This is a genomic window from Rhodococcus wratislaviensis, from assembly GCF_041228765.1.
Classification (GTDB): domain Bacteria; phylum Actinomycetota; class Actinomycetes; order Mycobacteriales; family Mycobacteriaceae; genus Rhodococcus_F; species Rhodococcus_F wratislaviensis.
In genome coordinates this window covers 3754011-3769670 of record NZ_CP150488.1, presented here as the reverse complement: position 1 = coordinate 3769670, position 15660 = coordinate 3754011, and the positions used below count along the sequence as shown (strand labels likewise).

Annotated in this window: 16 protein-coding genes; 9 read left to right on the top strand and 7 right to left on the bottom strand. The window is 69.4% G+C overall.

Annotated features, from left to right (window positions below; translation table 11 throughout):
* Window positions 1-67: 67 nt before the first annotated feature.
* From WKC72_RS17350 to WKC72_RS17340, 3 genes are all read right to left on the bottom strand, one after another.
* Window positions 68-1042: a carbohydrate kinase family protein gene (locus WKC72_RS17350; RefSeq protein ID WP_037226592.1), complete on the bottom strand. Its 975-nt coding sequence runs from the start codon at window positions 1040-1042 to the stop codon at window positions 68-70.
* A gap of 177 nt (window positions 1043-1219) precedes the next feature.
* Window positions 1220-1570 (bottom strand): iron-sulfur cluster assembly accessory protein, encoded by a 351-nt coding sequence (locus WKC72_RS17345; RefSeq protein ID WP_005247725.1) that lies wholly within the window; start codon window positions 1568-1570, stop codon window positions 1220-1222.
* Between the two features lie 141 nt (window positions 1571-1711).
* Window positions 1712-2785, bottom strand: coding sequence for a glycerate kinase (locus WKC72_RS17340; protein WP_128641948.1), 1074 nt, complete (start codon window positions 2783-2785; stop codon window positions 1712-1714).
* Window positions 2786-2873: 88 nt separating this feature from the next.
* Here WKC72_RS17340 and WKC72_RS17335 point away from each other — a divergent pair, with 88 nt between their 5' ends.
* Complete coding sequence (locus WKC72_RS17335; protein ID WP_007297475.1) at window positions 2874-3530, top strand: DUF3043 domain-containing protein; 657 nt, start codon at window positions 2874-2876, stop codon at window positions 3528-3530.
* Window positions 3531-3533: 3 nt separating this feature from the next.
* Here WKC72_RS17335 and WKC72_RS17330 read toward each other — a convergent pair whose 3' ends face one another.
* Window positions 3534-3749: a hypothetical protein gene (locus WKC72_RS17330; RefSeq protein ID WP_370183603.1), complete on the bottom strand. Its 216-nt coding sequence runs from the start codon at window positions 3747-3749 to the stop codon at window positions 3534-3536.
* 100 nt (window positions 3750-3849) lie between these two features.
* Between WKC72_RS17330 and cobU the strand changes: the two genes are divergently transcribed.
* Genes cobU through WKC72_RS17315 form a run of 3 tightly spaced genes read left to right on the top strand, consistent with a single transcriptional unit; the run spans window position 3850 to window position 6355 of the window.
* On the top strand, window positions 3850-4497 hold the full coding sequence (cobU, locus tag WKC72_RS17325) for a bifunctional adenosylcobinamide kinase/adenosylcobinamide-phosphate guanylyltransferase (RefSeq protein ID WP_370183602.1): 648 nt from the start codon (window positions 3850-3852) through the stop codon (window positions 4495-4497).
* Window positions 4494-5612, top strand: a complete 1119-nt coding sequence (gene cobT, locus WKC72_RS17320) for a nicotinate-nucleotide--dimethylbenzimidazole phosphoribosyltransferase (RefSeq protein ID WP_370183599.1) — start codon at window positions 4494-4496, stop codon at window positions 5610-5612. Before cobU ends, cobT begins: the two co-directional genes overlap by 4 nt.
* 2 nt (window positions 5613-5614) lie before the next feature.
* Entirely contained in the window at window positions 5615-6355 is a 741-nt protein-coding gene (locus WKC72_RS17315; protein WP_370183596.1) for an adenosylcobinamide-GDP ribazoletransferase, read from the top strand.
* 19 nt (window positions 6356-6374) lie between these two features.
* On the opposite strand, the gene WKC72_RS17310 is transcribed toward WKC72_RS17315, so the two are convergent.
* Entirely contained in the window at window positions 6375-7478 is a 1104-nt protein-coding gene (locus WKC72_RS17310) for a branched-chain amino acid aminotransferase (RefSeq protein ID WP_037226687.1), read from the bottom strand.
* Window positions 7479-7541: 63 nt separating this feature from the next.
* Window positions 7542-8642, bottom strand: coding sequence for a glycine cleavage system aminomethyltransferase GcvT (gene gcvT, locus WKC72_RS17305; protein WP_037226584.1), 1101 nt, complete (start codon window positions 8640-8642; stop codon window positions 7542-7544).
* Window positions 8643-8763: 121 nt separating this feature from the next.
* Here gcvT and WKC72_RS17300 point away from each other — a divergent pair, with 121 nt between their 5' ends.
* Window positions 8764-10281: a leucyl aminopeptidase gene (locus WKC72_RS17300; protein ID WP_037226583.1), complete on the top strand. Its 1518-nt coding sequence runs from the start codon at window positions 8764-8766 to the stop codon at window positions 10279-10281.
* A 68-nt stretch (window positions 10282-10349) separates the two neighbouring features.
* Here WKC72_RS17300 and WKC72_RS17295 read toward each other — a convergent pair whose 3' ends face one another.
* Entirely contained in the window at window positions 10350-10688 is a 339-nt protein-coding gene (locus tag WKC72_RS17295; RefSeq protein WP_005247738.1) for a hypothetical protein, read from the bottom strand.
* 328 nt (window positions 10689-11016) lie between these two features.
* Here WKC72_RS17295 and sucB point away from each other — a divergent pair, with 328 nt between their 5' ends.
* The 4 genes from sucB to lipA all read left to right on the top strand — a co-directional run bounded on the left by sucB (window position 11017) and on the right by lipA (window position 15626).
* Window positions 11017-12756 carry a 2-oxoglutarate dehydrogenase, E2 component, dihydrolipoamide succinyltransferase gene (sucB, locus tag WKC72_RS17290; protein WP_112299522.1) on the top strand — a complete coding sequence of 580 codons (1740 nt, stop codon included), beginning with the start codon at window positions 11017-11019 and terminating at the stop codon, window positions 12754-12756.
* A 91-nt stretch (window positions 12757-12847) separates the two neighbouring features.
* Window positions 12848-13738, top strand: coding sequence for a TIGR01777 family oxidoreductase (locus WKC72_RS17285; RefSeq protein WP_370183591.1), 891 nt, complete (start codon window positions 12848-12850; stop codon window positions 13736-13738).
* Between the two features lie 48 nt (window positions 13739-13786).
* Entirely contained in the window at window positions 13787-14563 is a 777-nt protein-coding gene (gene lipB, locus WKC72_RS17280) for a lipoyl(octanoyl) transferase LipB (RefSeq protein ID WP_037226581.1), read from the top strand.
* A gap of 52 nt (window positions 14564-14615) precedes the next feature.
* Complete coding sequence (gene lipA / locus WKC72_RS17275) at window positions 14616-15626, top strand: lipoyl synthase (RefSeq protein WP_370183587.1); 1011 nt, start codon at window positions 14616-14618, stop codon at window positions 15624-15626.
* Window positions 15627-15660: the final 34 nt, after the last annotated feature.

The window sequence follows — 15660 nt, the reverse complement described above, 5'->3', positions numbered from 1 at the left end:
TTCGCGCCCGTGAGTGGTTGACGAGTCCAGGGACTCGTCAACCACTCACGGGCGGCGGAGCCGCCTCCTACGGCAGAACGGCAGCGATCTCGTCCGCGGCGGTGGAGCCGTAGGCGTCCGCGAGGCGCTTGACGGCCTCGTCGCGGTCGAACGTCCACTCCTGGGTTCCGACGGTCTCCAGCACGAGCACGGCGACCAGCGACCCCAGCTGCGCGGAGCGCTCGAAACTCAGGCCCGCACTGTGGGCGAGGAGGAATCCGGCCCGGAATCCGTCACCGACACCGGTCGGGTCGACCTTCGCCTTCTCGGGGACGACGGCGACGCGCGTCCAGTTGCCCTCGGAGTCGACGATCTCGACGCCCTTGGAACCGAGCGTCGTGACACGGACGCCGACCTGAGCGCGGATCTCCTCTTCGGACAATCCCGTCTTCTGCTGCAGCAGTCCCCACTCGTACTCGTTCGTGAACAGGTACTTTGCGCCGCGGATCAGCGCCGCCGCCTCCTCGCCGTTCAGGCGGGCGAGCTGCTGCGACGGGTCGGCGGCGAACGGGATGCCCTGCCGGCGGCATTCCTCGGTGTGGCGGATCATCGCCTCGGGATCGTTGGCGCCGATGAGGACCAGTTCGAGTGGTTCGGCGTCCTGCGCGATACTCGACAGCTGGATTTCGCGGGCCTCACTCATCGCACCGGGGTAGAACGACGCGATCTGCGCCATGTCCTCGTCGGTGGTGCACACGAAACGCGCGGTGTGCGCGGTGGTCGAGATCCGGACGGCGGTGCAATCGACACCGTTGCTCTCGAGCCACTGACGGTAGTCCGCGAAGTCGGCCCCGACAGCCCCGACCAGCAGCGGAGATCCGCCGAGGACGCCCATGGCGTAGGCGATGTTGCCGCCCACTCCCCCGCGCCGGACTACGAGGTCGTCGACCAGGAAGCTCAACGAGATGTGGCTGAGCTGATCGGCGAGCAGTTGCTCGGCGAACCGGCCCGGAAACCGCATCAGGTGGTCGGTGGCGATGGAACCGGTTACCGCAATTGTCACGGGCGGATGCCTTTCGATGAGTTCGGTCGGGATTTCTCACCGTACCCCGGAGTACCACCATGATCGGTCGGCAGCACGGGACCCGGTACGTCGAGATCGGGCACGAAAAAAGTCTGACGCGGCAGCCGGTCGGCGCCGCGTCAGACTTGTCGATTCAGTTGTACTTCGGCCCGGGACTCAGTTGAAGGAGTCGCCGCAGGCGCACGAACCGGTCGCGTTGGGGTTGTCGATGGTGAACCCCTGCTTCTCGATGGTGTCGACGAAGTCGATCGAGGCACCCTCGACGTACGGCGCGCTCATCCGGTCCACCGCGAGGGCGACGCCACCGAAGTCCACGATCAGGTCGCCGTCCAGGTTCCGGTCGTCGAAGAACAGCTGGTAACGCAGTCCTGCGCAGCCGCCGGGTTGCACGGCGATACGCAGTGCGAGGTCGTCACGACCTTCCTGATCGAGCAGCGCCTTCGCCTTGGCGGACGCGGCTTCGGTCATCTTGACGCCGTGGACGGCGGTCTCGTTCTGCACAGTCATGGGCTCTCCCTGTAGTTCGTAACAAACCCGTGAACGCTTCAACGGTACTCCGCGCCCGACTTATTCCCGGGTTCCATTCCCTGCGGCAGCCTCCGCAGATCGATCCACGTCCATGGTATCCGACGTCGTGGATTCGGGTTACTACCCCGCGGCCGCACCTTCCCACCCGCGGGCTGCGGCCGCGGCAAGGTCTCTCAGCTGCGCGTATGCGTCCGACATCGCGAGTTCGACCGATCCCGCGTGGTCCACCAGGGACAGTGCGTCGTCGATGCCCGCGCCGTCGAGGTCCGCGGTGTCGAGGAGGACCTGCCCGGCCAGGACGAGCGTCGCGATCGACCGCCTGCGTGCGGCAGCGGCGAGCGCGATCACGAGTTTCCCGCGCAGCGACTGCTGGTCGAGGCGGCCTTCCCCGGTGATCACGAGCTGGGCGGAGGCGAGTTGCCGGTCCTGCCGGGTGCGCTGCGCGACGACGTGAGCACCGGATTCGCGGGTCGCGCCGAGGGCGAGCAGCGCGGCCCCGATGCCACCGGCGGCGCCGGCTCCGGCCTCGGCGGCTACCTCCCGGGCCGTCACCCGCTGCAGTTGCCCCGCCCACGCGGCGTTCCGGTTCTCGAGGAATGCGACGGTGTCGGGGTCGGCACCTTTCTGCGGTCCGAACACGCGGGCGGCGCCGTGCTCGCCGAGCAACGGGTGCTCGACGTCGGATGCGGCCACCAGTTCCACCGAGCGCAGGCGGGCGACGGCGGCATCCGCGCTCCCGAAACCCTGCGCGAGGGCTTCGACGAGGCCGCGGCCGCCGTCGGTGCAGCTGCTGCCCCCGAGACCGACGACGATTCGGCGCGCTCCGGCGTCGAGCGCCGCCACCACGAGTTGGCCGACACCCCGGCTGTGCGCGTCGCGGGCGGTGCGGGGCGTCGGCGGTCCGCCCAGCAGTCCGAGCCCGCAGGCCTGGGCGGATTCGAGGTAGGCGTCGGTGCCGTCGAGGAGCCAGCGGGCCGTGACGTCGGCACCGAGGGGCCCTTCCACGACCGCGGTCCGGACGGTGCCGCCCGCGGCGGCGACCACGTCCACGAATCCGGGGCCGCCGTCGGACTGCGGCGCCTCGATCAGCTGGTCGTCCGGGCGCACGGCCGACCATCCCGCCGCGATCGCGGCGGTCGCCTCGACGGCGGTCAGCGTTTCACCGAAGGAGTCCGGTGCGATCATCACTCGCATCGGCGAAGTGTATGGCGACGGGCGCGACCCGGCATTTCGATGCGAGGGCGGTTTTCCTCCCGGTGACGTCTTCCCATACTCTGGAAGGGTGAAATTGCTACGCCGCGGTGATTCGGACAATTCAGACAAGCGGGACGTCGAGGTCGCCGAGTCGTCCACGGCCCCGGAGGCGGAGTCCGCCGAACAGGCGGGCAAGGGCCGCCCGACGCCCAAGCGACGCGACGCCGAGGCGAAGCGACGCGGACCGGTCGCGCCCGCGCCGCTGACGGCGAAAGAGGCACGCGCCCGCAAGAAGGCCACGCGCGGTAGCAAGGAAGAGCGCAAGGTCGCCGCCGCGGAGCGACGCGCCACCGCCGCAGAGCGACGCGCCCGCATGCTCGCCGGCGAGGACAAGTACCTGCTCCCCCGCGACAAGGGTCCGGTCCGCGCGTACGTCCGGGACATCGTCGACGCGCGGCGCAACCTGGTCGGCCTGTTCATGCCGCTTGCCCTGGTTCTCATCATGGCGATGTTCGTCAGCCCGGCGCTGCAGGCCATCGTGACGCTCGCCATGCTCATCATGATGATGTTCATGGCCATCGAGGGCGTCTGGCTGGGCCGCAAGATCAACAATCAGGTGCGGGAGCGCTTCCCGGACACCCCCGACGGCGGTTTCAAGCTCGGGTGGTACGCCTTCGTGCGTGCGTCGCAGATCCGCAAGCTGCGGGCCCCCAAGCCGCGGGTACGCCCCGGCGACGCCATCTGACGGTCAGTTGTGGGGCGCGCGGTGCGTCTCGGCGAGCAGCCGCCCCAGTTCTGCGTCACGGTCGTACGACAGGTCGGACATGGGATCGGCCGGTCGGAAGAAGTTGTCTCGGTAGCTTTTCCGCAGTCGCGGATGGAGTGGACCCAGGTGCCGACCGGCGTACATCACGGCCGTATGCAGCATGAGGAGAAGTGCAACGAGGACGAGGAATTCGGTCATGGCTGAAATTTTCCGCCCATTCACTTCCCGCCAACAGTGGCGGAATTGACGTTCTTCGTCAAAATACTGCCACTTCGGCGGGTTGGTAGCGTTTCCCTCCGTGCCCACCGCCGATTCCCCGGACCGTCCGAGTCGTCCGAACCCGACGTCTCGAATACTGGTGCTCGGCGGTGCACGCTCCGGAAAATCCGCTCACGCCGAGGAACTGACCCAGGCCCTGGCCGGAGCAGGCCGGGTGCGCTACATCGCCACCAGCCACCGCGACCCCGCCGACCACGACTGGGAACACCGCATCGCTCAGCACCGCGATCGGCGACCCGACAGCTGGCTCACCGTCGAAACCGCGCACCGGCTCGACCTCGCCGACCAACTGCGTTCCCCCACCGCGGCCGCGGCCACCCTCGTCGACGATCTCGGCACCTGGCTCACCGTCGAACTCGACGGCTCCGCGGCCTGGGACTCACCGCGGGGGACCGTCACCCCACGCGCGGACGAACTCGTCGCGAGCGTCCGCGACTACCGCGGCTCACTCGTGCTGGTGACTCCCGAGGTGGGTCTCGGCGTCATCCCGGAGACCCGGTCCGGTCGCCTGTTCCGCGACGAGATCGGCGCCCTCAACGCGCGGCTCGCCCAGGTCTGCGATCGCGTGGTCCTCGTCGTCGCCGGGCTGACCATGACCCTGAAAGATGATCCCGCACGTGAGTCGTGCGGGGCAGAAGTGTCCACTCGAGCGAGAGGCCAAGCGTGACCAGCGAGTCCGTGAGCACCGACCCCGGTCGGTTCGAACCCGTCACCCCACCCGACGAAGGGGTGCACGCCCAGGCCGAGGCCCGTCAGTTGCAGCTCACCAAACCGGCCGGCTCGCTCGGACGTCTCGAGACGCTCGCGTGCTGGGCCGCGGCCTGCCAGGGCGTCTGCCCGCCCGTCCCCTTCACGCGGGCGCGGGTCGTGGTGTTCGCCGGCGACCACGGAGTGGCACGGACCGGCGTCTCGGCGTATCCGCCCGAGGTGACGGCCCAGATGGTCGCCAACTTCGTCGGCGGCGGGGCAGCCGTCAACGCTCTCGCGAACCGGGCCGGTGCCAGCGTGCGCGTCGTCGACCTGTCCGTGGACGGCGACACGGATCCGACGGTGTCCGCGTTCAAGATTCGCCGTTCGTCGGGGGCGATCGACCGCGAGGACGCGCTCACCCACGAGGAGACACTGCAGGCCATCGAGGCAGGCCGGTCCATCGCCGACGCCGAAATCGATTCCGGCGCAGACCTGTTGATCGCCGGCGACATGGGAATCGGCAACACCACGCCGGCCACCGTTCTCATCGCCGCGCTGACGGACACCGAACCGGTGGCGGCGGTCGGCCGGGGCACCGGTGTCGACGACGCCGGCTGGATCCGGAAGACTGCCGCGATCCGCGACGCGATGCGCCGCGCCCGCCCGGTGGTCCGGGACACGGTGGCGCTCCTGCGGACCGTGTCGGGCGCCGACCTCGCCGCGATGGCCGGCTTCCTCGCCCAGGCCTCCGCCCGCAAGACCCCGGTGATTCTCGACGGCGTCGTCGTGACGGCGGCCGCAATGGTCGCGGAGGAACTCGCACACGGCGCCCGCGCGTGGTGGCTGGCCGGCCACCGTTCCACGGAACCCGCCCACACGATCGCACTGAAGCACCTGCAACTCGACCCCCTCCTCGAACTCGACATGCGGCTCGGCGAGGGGTCCGGCGCCGTCACCGCGCTGCCGATCCTGCAGGGCGCCGTCGCCACGCTCGCGGAGATGGCGACGTTCGCGGAGGCCGGAGTCAGCACCCGCGAGGCCGAGGACGGCGAGGGCGCCGAGACCGGCTCCGCCGCCGATACCGCGGGCTGACCGTGTCGGGCGTGCTGCTCGCATTCTCCTGGCTGACCGTCCTCCCCCTGCGCGGACCGGATTCCGTGGACCGCGCGGCGGGTCGCCGCGCGATCCGGGCGGCGCCGGTGACCGGTATCGCGCTCGGAGTTCTGGCCGCGGGGTTGCTGTGGGCGCTCGTGTCCGCCGGGCTCGACCCCGCCCTCGCCGGCCTGGTGACGGTGGGTGCTCACGCTCTCGCCACGCGCGGCATGCACATCGACGGTCTGTCCGACACGGTCGACGGGCTCGGCTGTTACGGACCGCCCGAGCGGGCGCGGGCCGTGATGCACAGCGGCGGTGCAGGCCCGTTCGGGGTGTGCGCCCTGGTGATCTTCCTGGGCGCACAGGGACTGGCGTTCGGATCTCTCGCCGCCGCAGGACAATTCGCGTGTGTGGCCGTCGCCGTGGCGGCCGGGCGGGTGGCGGTCGTGTTCGCCTGCCGGCGCGGAATTCCCGCGTCGTCGACGGAAGGATTCGGCGCACTGGTCGCCGAAACCCAGTCACCGTGGACCGGCATCGCCTGGACCGTTCCGCTCCTCGCGGCGGCCGCGTGGTGCACCTCGCCGTGGTGGCAGGGACCGGTCGTCGCGGCGGTCGCGCTGACGCTCACCGCGCTGCTGGTGGCCCACTGCGTCCGGCGATTCGCCGGACTGAACGGCGACGTGCTCGGCGCCGCGCTCGAGATCACCGTCACCGTCTCGGCGATCGGTCTCGCGTTCTGAGCGACCGCCGGACCCGAGTTCAGCGCAGTTTGGTCATCCACCCGTGGGTGTCGGCGAACGTTCCCCGCTGAATACCGGTCAGCGTGTCGCGCAGGGCCATGGTGACCTCGCCGGGCTCGCCGTCGGCGATCGTGAATTCACCCTCGGCCGACTTGACCCGGCCGACGGGAGTGATGACCGCCGCGGTACCGCACGCGAACACCTCGGTGATCTCGCCCGACTTGGTCTTCGTGCGCCATTCGTCGGTGCTGATCCGACGCTCCTCCACCGCGAAACCGGCGTCGGTCGCGAGGGTCAGCAGCGAGTTGCGGGTGATACCCGGCAGCAGCGAACCGGACAGGGACGGCGTCACGAGACGGGCGTCGGGGCCGGAGCCGAACACGAAGAAGAGGTTCATGCCGCCCATCTCCTCCACGTACGACCGCTCGATCGCGTCGAGCCAGACCACCTGGTCGCACCCCTCGTCGGCGGCCTGCGCCTGCGCGAGAAGCGAAGCCGCGTAGTTGCCGGCGAACTTGGCGGCGCCGGTGCCACCGGGTGCGGCGCGCACGTATTCCGTCGACAGCCACACGCTGACCGGCTTCACTCCACGCGGGAAATAGGCGCCGGCGGGCGAGGCGATCAGCAGGTAGCGGTACTCGTCGGCCGGACGCACACCGAGACCGGCCTCGGTGGAGAACATGAACGGGCGGAGGTACAGCGCGTCCTCGCCGCCGGCGGCGGGTACCCATTCGTGATCCAGCTCGAGCAGTTCGGTGATCGACTTGACGAACAACTCCGCCGGCAGCTCCGGCATCGCGAGACGGCGAGCCGAAGTCGCAAGCCGTTCGGCGTTCGCCTCGAGGCGGAACGTCGAGATTCCGCCGTCGGGCTGCCGGTACGCCTTCAGCCCCTCGAAGATGGCCTGCCCGTAGTGCAGCACCATCGCGGCGGGGTCCAGCTGGAGCGGCCCGTACGGTTCCACCTTGGCGTCGTGCCAGCCGAGCTCGGTGGAGTAGGTGATCGACACCATGTGGTCCGTGAAGTACCGGCCGAATCCGGGCGCCGCCAGTATCTCTCGCCGTACCTCGTCGGAGGTGGGGGCGGGATGCGGGACGCGAACGAACTCGGTGACACCTGTCATGCCCGTGATCTTATCGAACGCCGTCCGCCGCCCCACGGCCGACAGGTCGTCCGCGACATGCGCTTACTTGGTGTTGATCTCCACGAACGGCGGAGACACCACCTCGGCCCGCAGCGAGCGCCCCCGGACGTCCACGGAGATCTCGTCTCCGGCCGACACGCCGGCTCCGGAGTCGAGCAGCGCCAATGCGATCCCGACCTTGAGCGTGGGCGAGAACGTGCCCGACGTGGTCTCACCGATCGACTCGCCGTCGCGCAGCACGGTCTGACCGGCGCGGAGAACCCCGCGGTCCAGCGCCTTGATGCCCCACAACTTGCGCGCCGGGCCGGACTCCTTCTCGTCGGTGAGCGTCTCCTTGCCCCAGAACTTCGGCTTCTTCCACCCGATCGCCCAGCCGCATCGCGCCTCGAGCGGGGAGATCTCCAGCGACAGTTCGTGCCCGTGCAACGGGTATCCCATCTCGGTGCGCAGCGTGTCCCGGGCCCCGAGACCGGCGACCTGGCCGCCGTGGGCGCGGACCTGCTCGACCGCGGCCCGGAACAGCTTCTCGCTGTCCTCCCAGCGCGGCAGCAGTTCGAACCCGACCTCGCCGGTGTACCCGCTGCGGCACACGCGGACGGGAACCCCGTCCCAGGTGGCGTCCGCGAAGGCCATGTACTCGATGTCGGTGGGCAGGCCGAGGGCGGTGAGCACGTCCGCCGACTTCGGGCCCTGCACGGCGATCACACCGAAGTCCCGGTGCTGGTTCTCCACCGTGACGCCCTCGGGCGCCGTGGCGGCCAGTGCCGCGACCACGTCCGCGGTGTTGGCCGCGTTGGGGACGAGGAACACCTCGTCGGGGCCGACGTAATAGGCGATCAGATCGTCGATGACTCCGCCCGACGGCGTGCAGCAGAGCGTGTACTGCGCCTTGCCGGGACCGATCTTGTCGAGATCGTTGGTCAGCGCCGAGTTGACGAACGCAGCGGCGCCGCTGCCCCGCACGAGGGCCTTGCCGAGGTGGCTGACGTCGAACACCCCCACCGACTCGCGGACCGCGGTGTGTTCGGCGACGACACCGGCATACGAGACGGGCATCTCCCAGCCGCCGAAGGGAGCGAACGTGGCCCCGAGTTCGACGTGAACGGCGTGGACGGGGCCTTGCGACAACTGCTCCTCGGTCATGGGCCTCAACTTATCCGACCCCCGGGCGCACCGGGTAGGCGACGGCGGACGAGCACTACCATCGGGACGGACGTCGACCATCCGACACCACCCGATCCCGAACCGCTGCAGGAGAGACACCGTGAGCACTCACACAGCCCGACCCCTCGGACCACAACTCGCCCTGGCCGGCACCGTCGGCAAGCGGGTGGACGTGCTGGTGATCGGGCTGACGTCGACCTCGGACGGCCCCGAAATCGCGCTCGGCGACGGCATCGTCGACGAATCGGTGCTGACCGATCTGCTCGACACGCTCGTCGCAGTGGGGGCCTCCGGCAAGGCCGAGGAGACGACCCGCATCCCCGCACCCGACACCCTTCCGGTGGACAGCGTGCTCGCCGTCGGACTCGGTTCGGCCGAGAAGCTCGACGCCGAGCAGATCCGCAAGTCCGCGGGCGCCGCGGCGCGTTCGCTCAGCGGCGTCGGCACCGTCGCGACCACCCTGTCCGTACTCGATCTCGGTGCGGCAGCCGAAGGTTTCGCCCTCGGCGCGTACCGCTTCACCGAGTTCAAGTCCGCGAAATCCGCTCCCGGCCCCGACGCGCAGCCCGTCTCCCGGGTGGAGCTGCTGGTGTCGTCCCCCCGCGCCAAGGAGTCGAAGGACACCCTCGCGCGCTCCACGGCGATCGCCGAAGCCGTCGCTACCGCGCGCGAATTCGTCAACACTCCCCCGAGCCACCTCTTTCCCGCCGAATTCGCCGACCGCGCAAAGACTCTCGGCACCGATGCCGGACTGAAGGTCGAAGTCCTCGACGAGAAGGCGCTCGAAAAGAACGGGTACGGCGGCATCCTCGGGGTGGGCAAGGGCTCGTCCCGGCTGCCGCGACTGGTCCGGTTGACCTATTCCGCCAAGAAGCGGAACGCCCCCAAGGTCGCGCTCGTCGGCAAGGGCATCACGTTCGACACCGGCGGCATCTCCATCAAGCCCGCCGCAGGCATGGAGAACATGACATCCGACATGGGCGGCGCCGCAGCCGTTGTCGCGACCGTGGTCCTCGCCGCCAAACTCGGTCTGCCCGTCGACGTCACCGCCACCGTCCCGATGGCCGAGAACATGCCGTCGTCCACCGCGCAGCGTCCCGGCGACGTCCTCACCCAGTACGGCGGAACCACGGTGGAGGTCATCAACACCGACGCGGAGGGACGTCTCGTCCTCGCCGACGCCATCGTCCGCGCGTGCGAGGACGACCCCGACTACCTCATCGACACCGCAACACTCACCGGCGCGCAGATGGTGGCACTGGGCAACCGGACGCCCGGCGTCATGGGCACCGACGAGTTCCGCGACCGCGTCGCCGCCATCTCCCAGGAGATCGGCGAGAACGCGTGGGCCATGCCGATGCCCGCCGAACTGCGCTCGGACCTCGATTCGAAGGTCGCCGACCTCGCCAACGTCACCAACCACCGCTGGGGCGGCATGCTCGCGGCGGCCCTGTACCTGAAGGAGTTCGTCGCCGACGGCGTCCAGTGGGCGCACATCGACGTCGCCGGTCCGGCCTACAACTCGTCGGGACCGTGGGGATACACCGGCCGCGGCGGCACCGGCGTGCCCGTGCGCACCATGATCTCGGTGATCGAGGACATCGCCGCCAACGGGTAGGCGCTCCGCACCCGTGCGCCTTTCCGGTAGCTGGAACAACCAGAAAGGCGCACGGGCGGCGACGCCGCCTACAGGTCGCGCTCGCGTTCGCGCTTCCGCTCGATGCGGCGCCGCGCGTCGTGGTCCCGCATCCGCTGCGGGTAGCCGGTCTTGCGGACGTCGTACACGGGGATGCGGAGATCCTCGCCGAGTTTGCGGGCGCCGCGTTCACCGCCCACCCGGCGCCGGGTCCACTCCCCGTCCGCCGCAACGAGCACGACAGTGACTTCCGTCACTGTCGTCTGAGGTTCCACGTAAGCCTCCACACCGAGGTGCGTGCGAGTCCAGTTCGCGAGATACGCGGCATCCTCCGGGGAGGCCTGCGATCGGCCGGACCGAGGCCGCGAGAATCGGTCGAACAACCCCACGTCGAGCCTCCTCGAGTGCGTGCGCCGGACGATGCCGGCGACTGTCCTCCAAGTTTGCCAGCGAACGTCCGGTTTCCGCCGCACACGAAAACTACTGGCCGGTAGCGATTACGTCGCGACACACCGGAGTCCCCGACGGGTGCCCCTCGGCGGACACGCCCGTCGGATCAATGGAAAGATGTGGAGCGCCGACACAGCGAGTGGGTGACGACGAATCGGAATTACCTGCAAGTAGACGCAAGACACGTGCATCTCGAGCACAATGGTTCACGACCACAAGTCGACAAAATTCAACAACCCGAACACAACTGTCGAGGAGTCAAAAGACATGGCCTTCTCCGTCCAGATGCCAGCGCTTGGTGAGAGTGTCACCGAGGGAACTGTCACGCGGTGGCTCAAGCAGGAAGGAGACACGGTCGAAGTTGACGAACCCTTGCTCGAAGTCTCCACGGACAAGGTGGACACGGAAATCCCGTCTCCCGTGGCCGGCGTTCTCAGCAAGATCGTTGCTCAGGAAGACGACACCGTGGAAATCGGTGGCGAGCTTGCCGTGATCGGCGACGCCGGTGAGGCTCCCGCCTCCGACTCCGCTCCCGCACCCGCCGCCGAAGAGCCCGCCGCAGAGCCGGCTCCCGCCGCGGAGGCACCGGCCGCCGAGCCTGCGCCCGCAGCGTCCGGCAACGGTTCCGCCGAGGGCACCGCCGTGAAGATGCCCGAACTGGGCGAATCCGTCACCGAGGGCACCGTCACCCGCTGGCTCAAGGCCGTCGGCGACGAGGTCGCCGTGGACGAGCCGCTCGTCGAGGTATCCACCGACAAGGTCGACACGGAGATCCCGTCCCCCGTCGCCGGTACGCTCCTCGAGATCAGCGCCGAGGAAGACGACACCGTCTCCGTCGGCGGTCAGCTCGCCGTCATCGGTTCGGGTGCGCCCGCCGCCAAGCCGGCCGCGGAACCGAAGCCCGAGCCGACCCCGGAGCCCGCGAAGCCCGCTCCGGCCCCGGAGCCGGCGAAGCCCGAGCCCGCCAAGAGCGCCCCGGCCCCGGCCGCCGCACCGGCAGCGTCCGCGCCTGCTCCCGCAGCCGCCGCACCCGCTCCCGCGGCCACGTCCGGAGACAGCACCCCGTACGTCACCCCGCTGGTGCGCAAGCTCGCCGCGGACAACAAGGTCGATCTGTCCTCGGTGACGGGCACCGGAGTCGGTGGCCGCATCCGTAAGCAGGACGTCCTCGCTGCCGCCGAGGCCAAGAAGGCCCCGGCCGCCGCGGCCGCGCCTGCTGCCGCACCGGCCGCCGCAGCTGCTCCCGCAGCCGCATCCGCCGGGGTCCGCCCGGAACTGTTGCACCTGCGCGGAACCACGCAGAAGGCCAACCGGATTCGTCAGATCACCGCCACGAAGACGCGGGAGTCGCTGCAGACCACGGCGCAGCTGACCCAGACCTTCGAGGTCGACGTCACCAAGATCGCGGCCCTGCGTGCGCAGGCCAAGAACACCTTCCTCGAGCGCGAGGGCGTCAAGCTCACGTTCCTCCCGTTCTTCGCGAAGGCCGTCGTCGAGGCGCTGAAGTCGCACCCGAACATCAACGCCAGCTACGACGAGGCGAACAAGCAGATCACCTACTACGACGCCGAGCACCTGGGCATCGCGGTCGACACCGACCAGGGCCTGCTGTCCCCCGTGATCCACAACGCCGGCGACCTGTCGCTGGCCGGACTGGCCCGCGCCATCGCGGACATCGCCAAGCGCGCCCGCTCCGGTGGGCTCAAGCCGGACGAGCTGTCCGGTGGCACGTTCACGATCACGAACATCGGTAGCCAGGGCGCCCTGTTCGACACCCCGATCCTCGTGCCCCCGCAGGCCGCGATGCTCGGAACCGGCGCGATCGTCAAGCGTCCCGTGGTCGTGACCGACGAGTCCGGCAGTGAAAGCATCGGCGTCCGCTCGATGTGCTACCTGCCGCTCACCTACGACCACCGCCTCGTCGACGGTGCCGACGCCGGCCGCTTCTTGACCACGATCAAGCAGCGTCTGGAGCAGGGAGCGTTCGAGGCCGACCTCGGCCTCTGATCGTCACCGGACTTCGAGCCGAACGTAGTTTCGCAGGGGCACCATTTCCAGCAGGGATGGTGCCCCTGCGCTGTGAAGGAGGCTGTTGCACATGCGAGTGGTCATCGCCGGTTCCTCCGGGCTGATTGGCACCGCTCTCGTCTCGTCTCTCCGCGGCGACGGTCACGACGTCGTTCGCCTCGTCCGCCGGTCGTCCGCGGGCCCCGACGAGTCACGCTGGGATCCGCAGAAGGACCGGATCGACACGGGGATCCTCGCGGACGCCGATGCAGTCGTGAATCTCTGCGGCGTCGGGGTCGGCGACAAACGCTGGACCGGAGCGTACAAGCAACTGATCCGGGACAGCCGCATCGCGGCCACCGACGTCCTCGCCGAGGGTGTCGCCGAGGCCGGGGTGCCCGTGTTCGTGAATGCGAGCGCAGTCGGCTACTACGGCGACACCGGCGACCGGGTCGTCGACGAGACCTCGCCCTCCGGGACGGGTTTCCTCGCGGACACCTGCCGCGACTGGGAGGCCGCGACGGCCCCCGCCGACACCTCGAAGGTCCGGACGGTTCTCCTGCGGAGCGGCATCGTCCTCTCCCCCCACGGCGGCCTGCTCGGCAGGCTGAAGACGCTGTACTCGTTCGGGCTCGGCGGCAGGCTCGGCAACGGACGCCAGTACCTGTCGTGGATCTCGTTGGAGGACGAGGTCGACGCGATCAAGTTCGTCCTCACTCGCGACGACGTCGCCGGTCCCGTGAACGTCACCGGCCCGGCGCCCGTCACCAACGCCCAGTTCAACGGCGCGGTCGCGCGGACGCTGCACCGCCCCGCGCCGTGGATCGTTCCCGGGTTCGCGCTCAGCGCGCTGGTCGGAGAGTTCGCGCAGGAAGGCATTCTGGCCGGACAGCGCGCGATACCCACGGTGCTCGAGAATGCGGGATTCCGGTTCCGGCACAACACCATCGGGGAAGCGCTCGACACCGCCCTCGTGCGGTGAACCCAGGGCGTGGCGGTGCGGCCGCCGCCCGGGCGTAACCTCTAGCGCATGAGCAGCGCGACACAATCCGCCCGTTTCAGCCCCTCCCCGATTTCCGTCGAACACCTCGGCACGATCGGGTACGTCGACGCCTGGGATCGACAGCGCGAGCTGGCGGCCGAACGCGCCGAGAACGTGGGTACCGACACGCTGCTCCTGCTCGAACACCCGGCCGTCTACACCGCGGGGCGCCGGACCGAACCCGAGGACCGTCCGACCGACGGCACTCCCGTCATCGACGTCGACCGCGGCGGGAAGATCACCTGGCACGGTCCGGGACAGCTGGTGGGCTACCCGATCGTCAAGCTGGCCGAACCGGTCGACGTCGTGCGGTACGTGCGCCGGCTCGAGCAGGCGCTGATCACCGTGTGCACCGACCTCGGCATCGACTGCGGCCGCGTCGACGGCCGCTCCGGTGTGTGGCTGCCTGCGTCCCTCGACAACGGGCAGTGGCTGCCCGAGCGCAAGGTGGCGGCCATCGGGGTGCGGGTCCAGCGGGGTGTCGCACTGCACGGCTTCTCGCTCAACTGCAATTCCGTTCTCACGGGGTTCGACGCGATCATCCCGTGCGGTATCCGCGACGCCGGGGTCACGTCGCTGTCGCGGGAACTGGGCCGCGACGTCACGGTCGAGGAGGTCACGCCCGCCGTCACGGCCGCCGTCGTCGCCGCGCTCGACGGCGAACTTCCGGTAACCGAACACGACATCGAGCGGGTCACGTTCGACTCCGCCGCCGCCGAGACGACGTCCTCCGCGCCCACCTTCACTACTGTTCAGTACGGTTGACCCCCGCTCCCCGGCCCGCCGGGTGCGACGGGCCGGGCGTACCATCGTCTCCGTGACTGTGGCCCCAGAAGGACGCAAATTGCTCCGCCTCGAGATCCGAAATGCGGAGACTCCGATCGAACGCAAACCGAACTGGATCAAGACGAGAGCGAAGATGGGCCCGGAATACTCCGAGCTCAAAAGCCTCGTCAAACGCGAGGGTTTGCACACCGTCTGCGAAGAAGCCGGCTGCCCCAACATCTACGAATGCTGGGAAGACCGCGAGGCAACCTTCCTCATCGGCGGGCAGCAATGCACCCGTCGCTGCGACTTCTGCCAGATCGACACCGGCAAACCCGACGACCTCGACCGCGACGAACCCCGCCGCGTCGCCGAATCCGTCCAGGCGATGGGACTGCGCTACTCCACCATCACCGGCGTCGCCCGCGACGACCTCCCCGACGGCGGCGCCTGGCTCTACGCCGAAACCGTCCGCCTGATCCACCAGCTCAACCCCGGCACCGGCGTCGAACTGCTCATCCCCGATTTCAACGCCAAACCCGACCAGCTCGCCGAGGTGTTCTCCACCCGCCCCGAGGTGCTCGCCCACAACGTCGAAACCGTCCCCCGCATCTTCAAGCGGATCCGGCCCGCGTTCCGCTACCAGCGCAGCCTCGACGTGATCACCGCCGCCCGCGAGGACGACCTCGTCACCAAGTCCAACCTCATCCTCGGCATGGGCGAAACCCCCGACGAGGTCACCCAGGCGTTGCACGACCTGCACGACGCCGGCTGCGACATCATCACCATCACCCAGTACCTGCGCCCCTCCCCCCGCCACCACCCCGTCGAACGGTGGGTCAAGCCCGAGGAGTTCGTCGCGCACTCCAAGACGGCCGAGGAGATCGGGTTCGCCGGCGTCATGGCCGGACCCCTCGTCCGCTCCTCCTACCGCGCCGGTCGCCTCTACGCGCAGGCGATGGCCCACCACGGCCGCGAATTGCCTGCAGGACAGGCACATCTCACCGAAAGCGGAGATGCGTCGCAGGAAGCAAGTTCCCTCATGGCGCGGCTCGCGCGCTGACCTCCACGCGTGCGCGGTGGTCGACACCGGACGG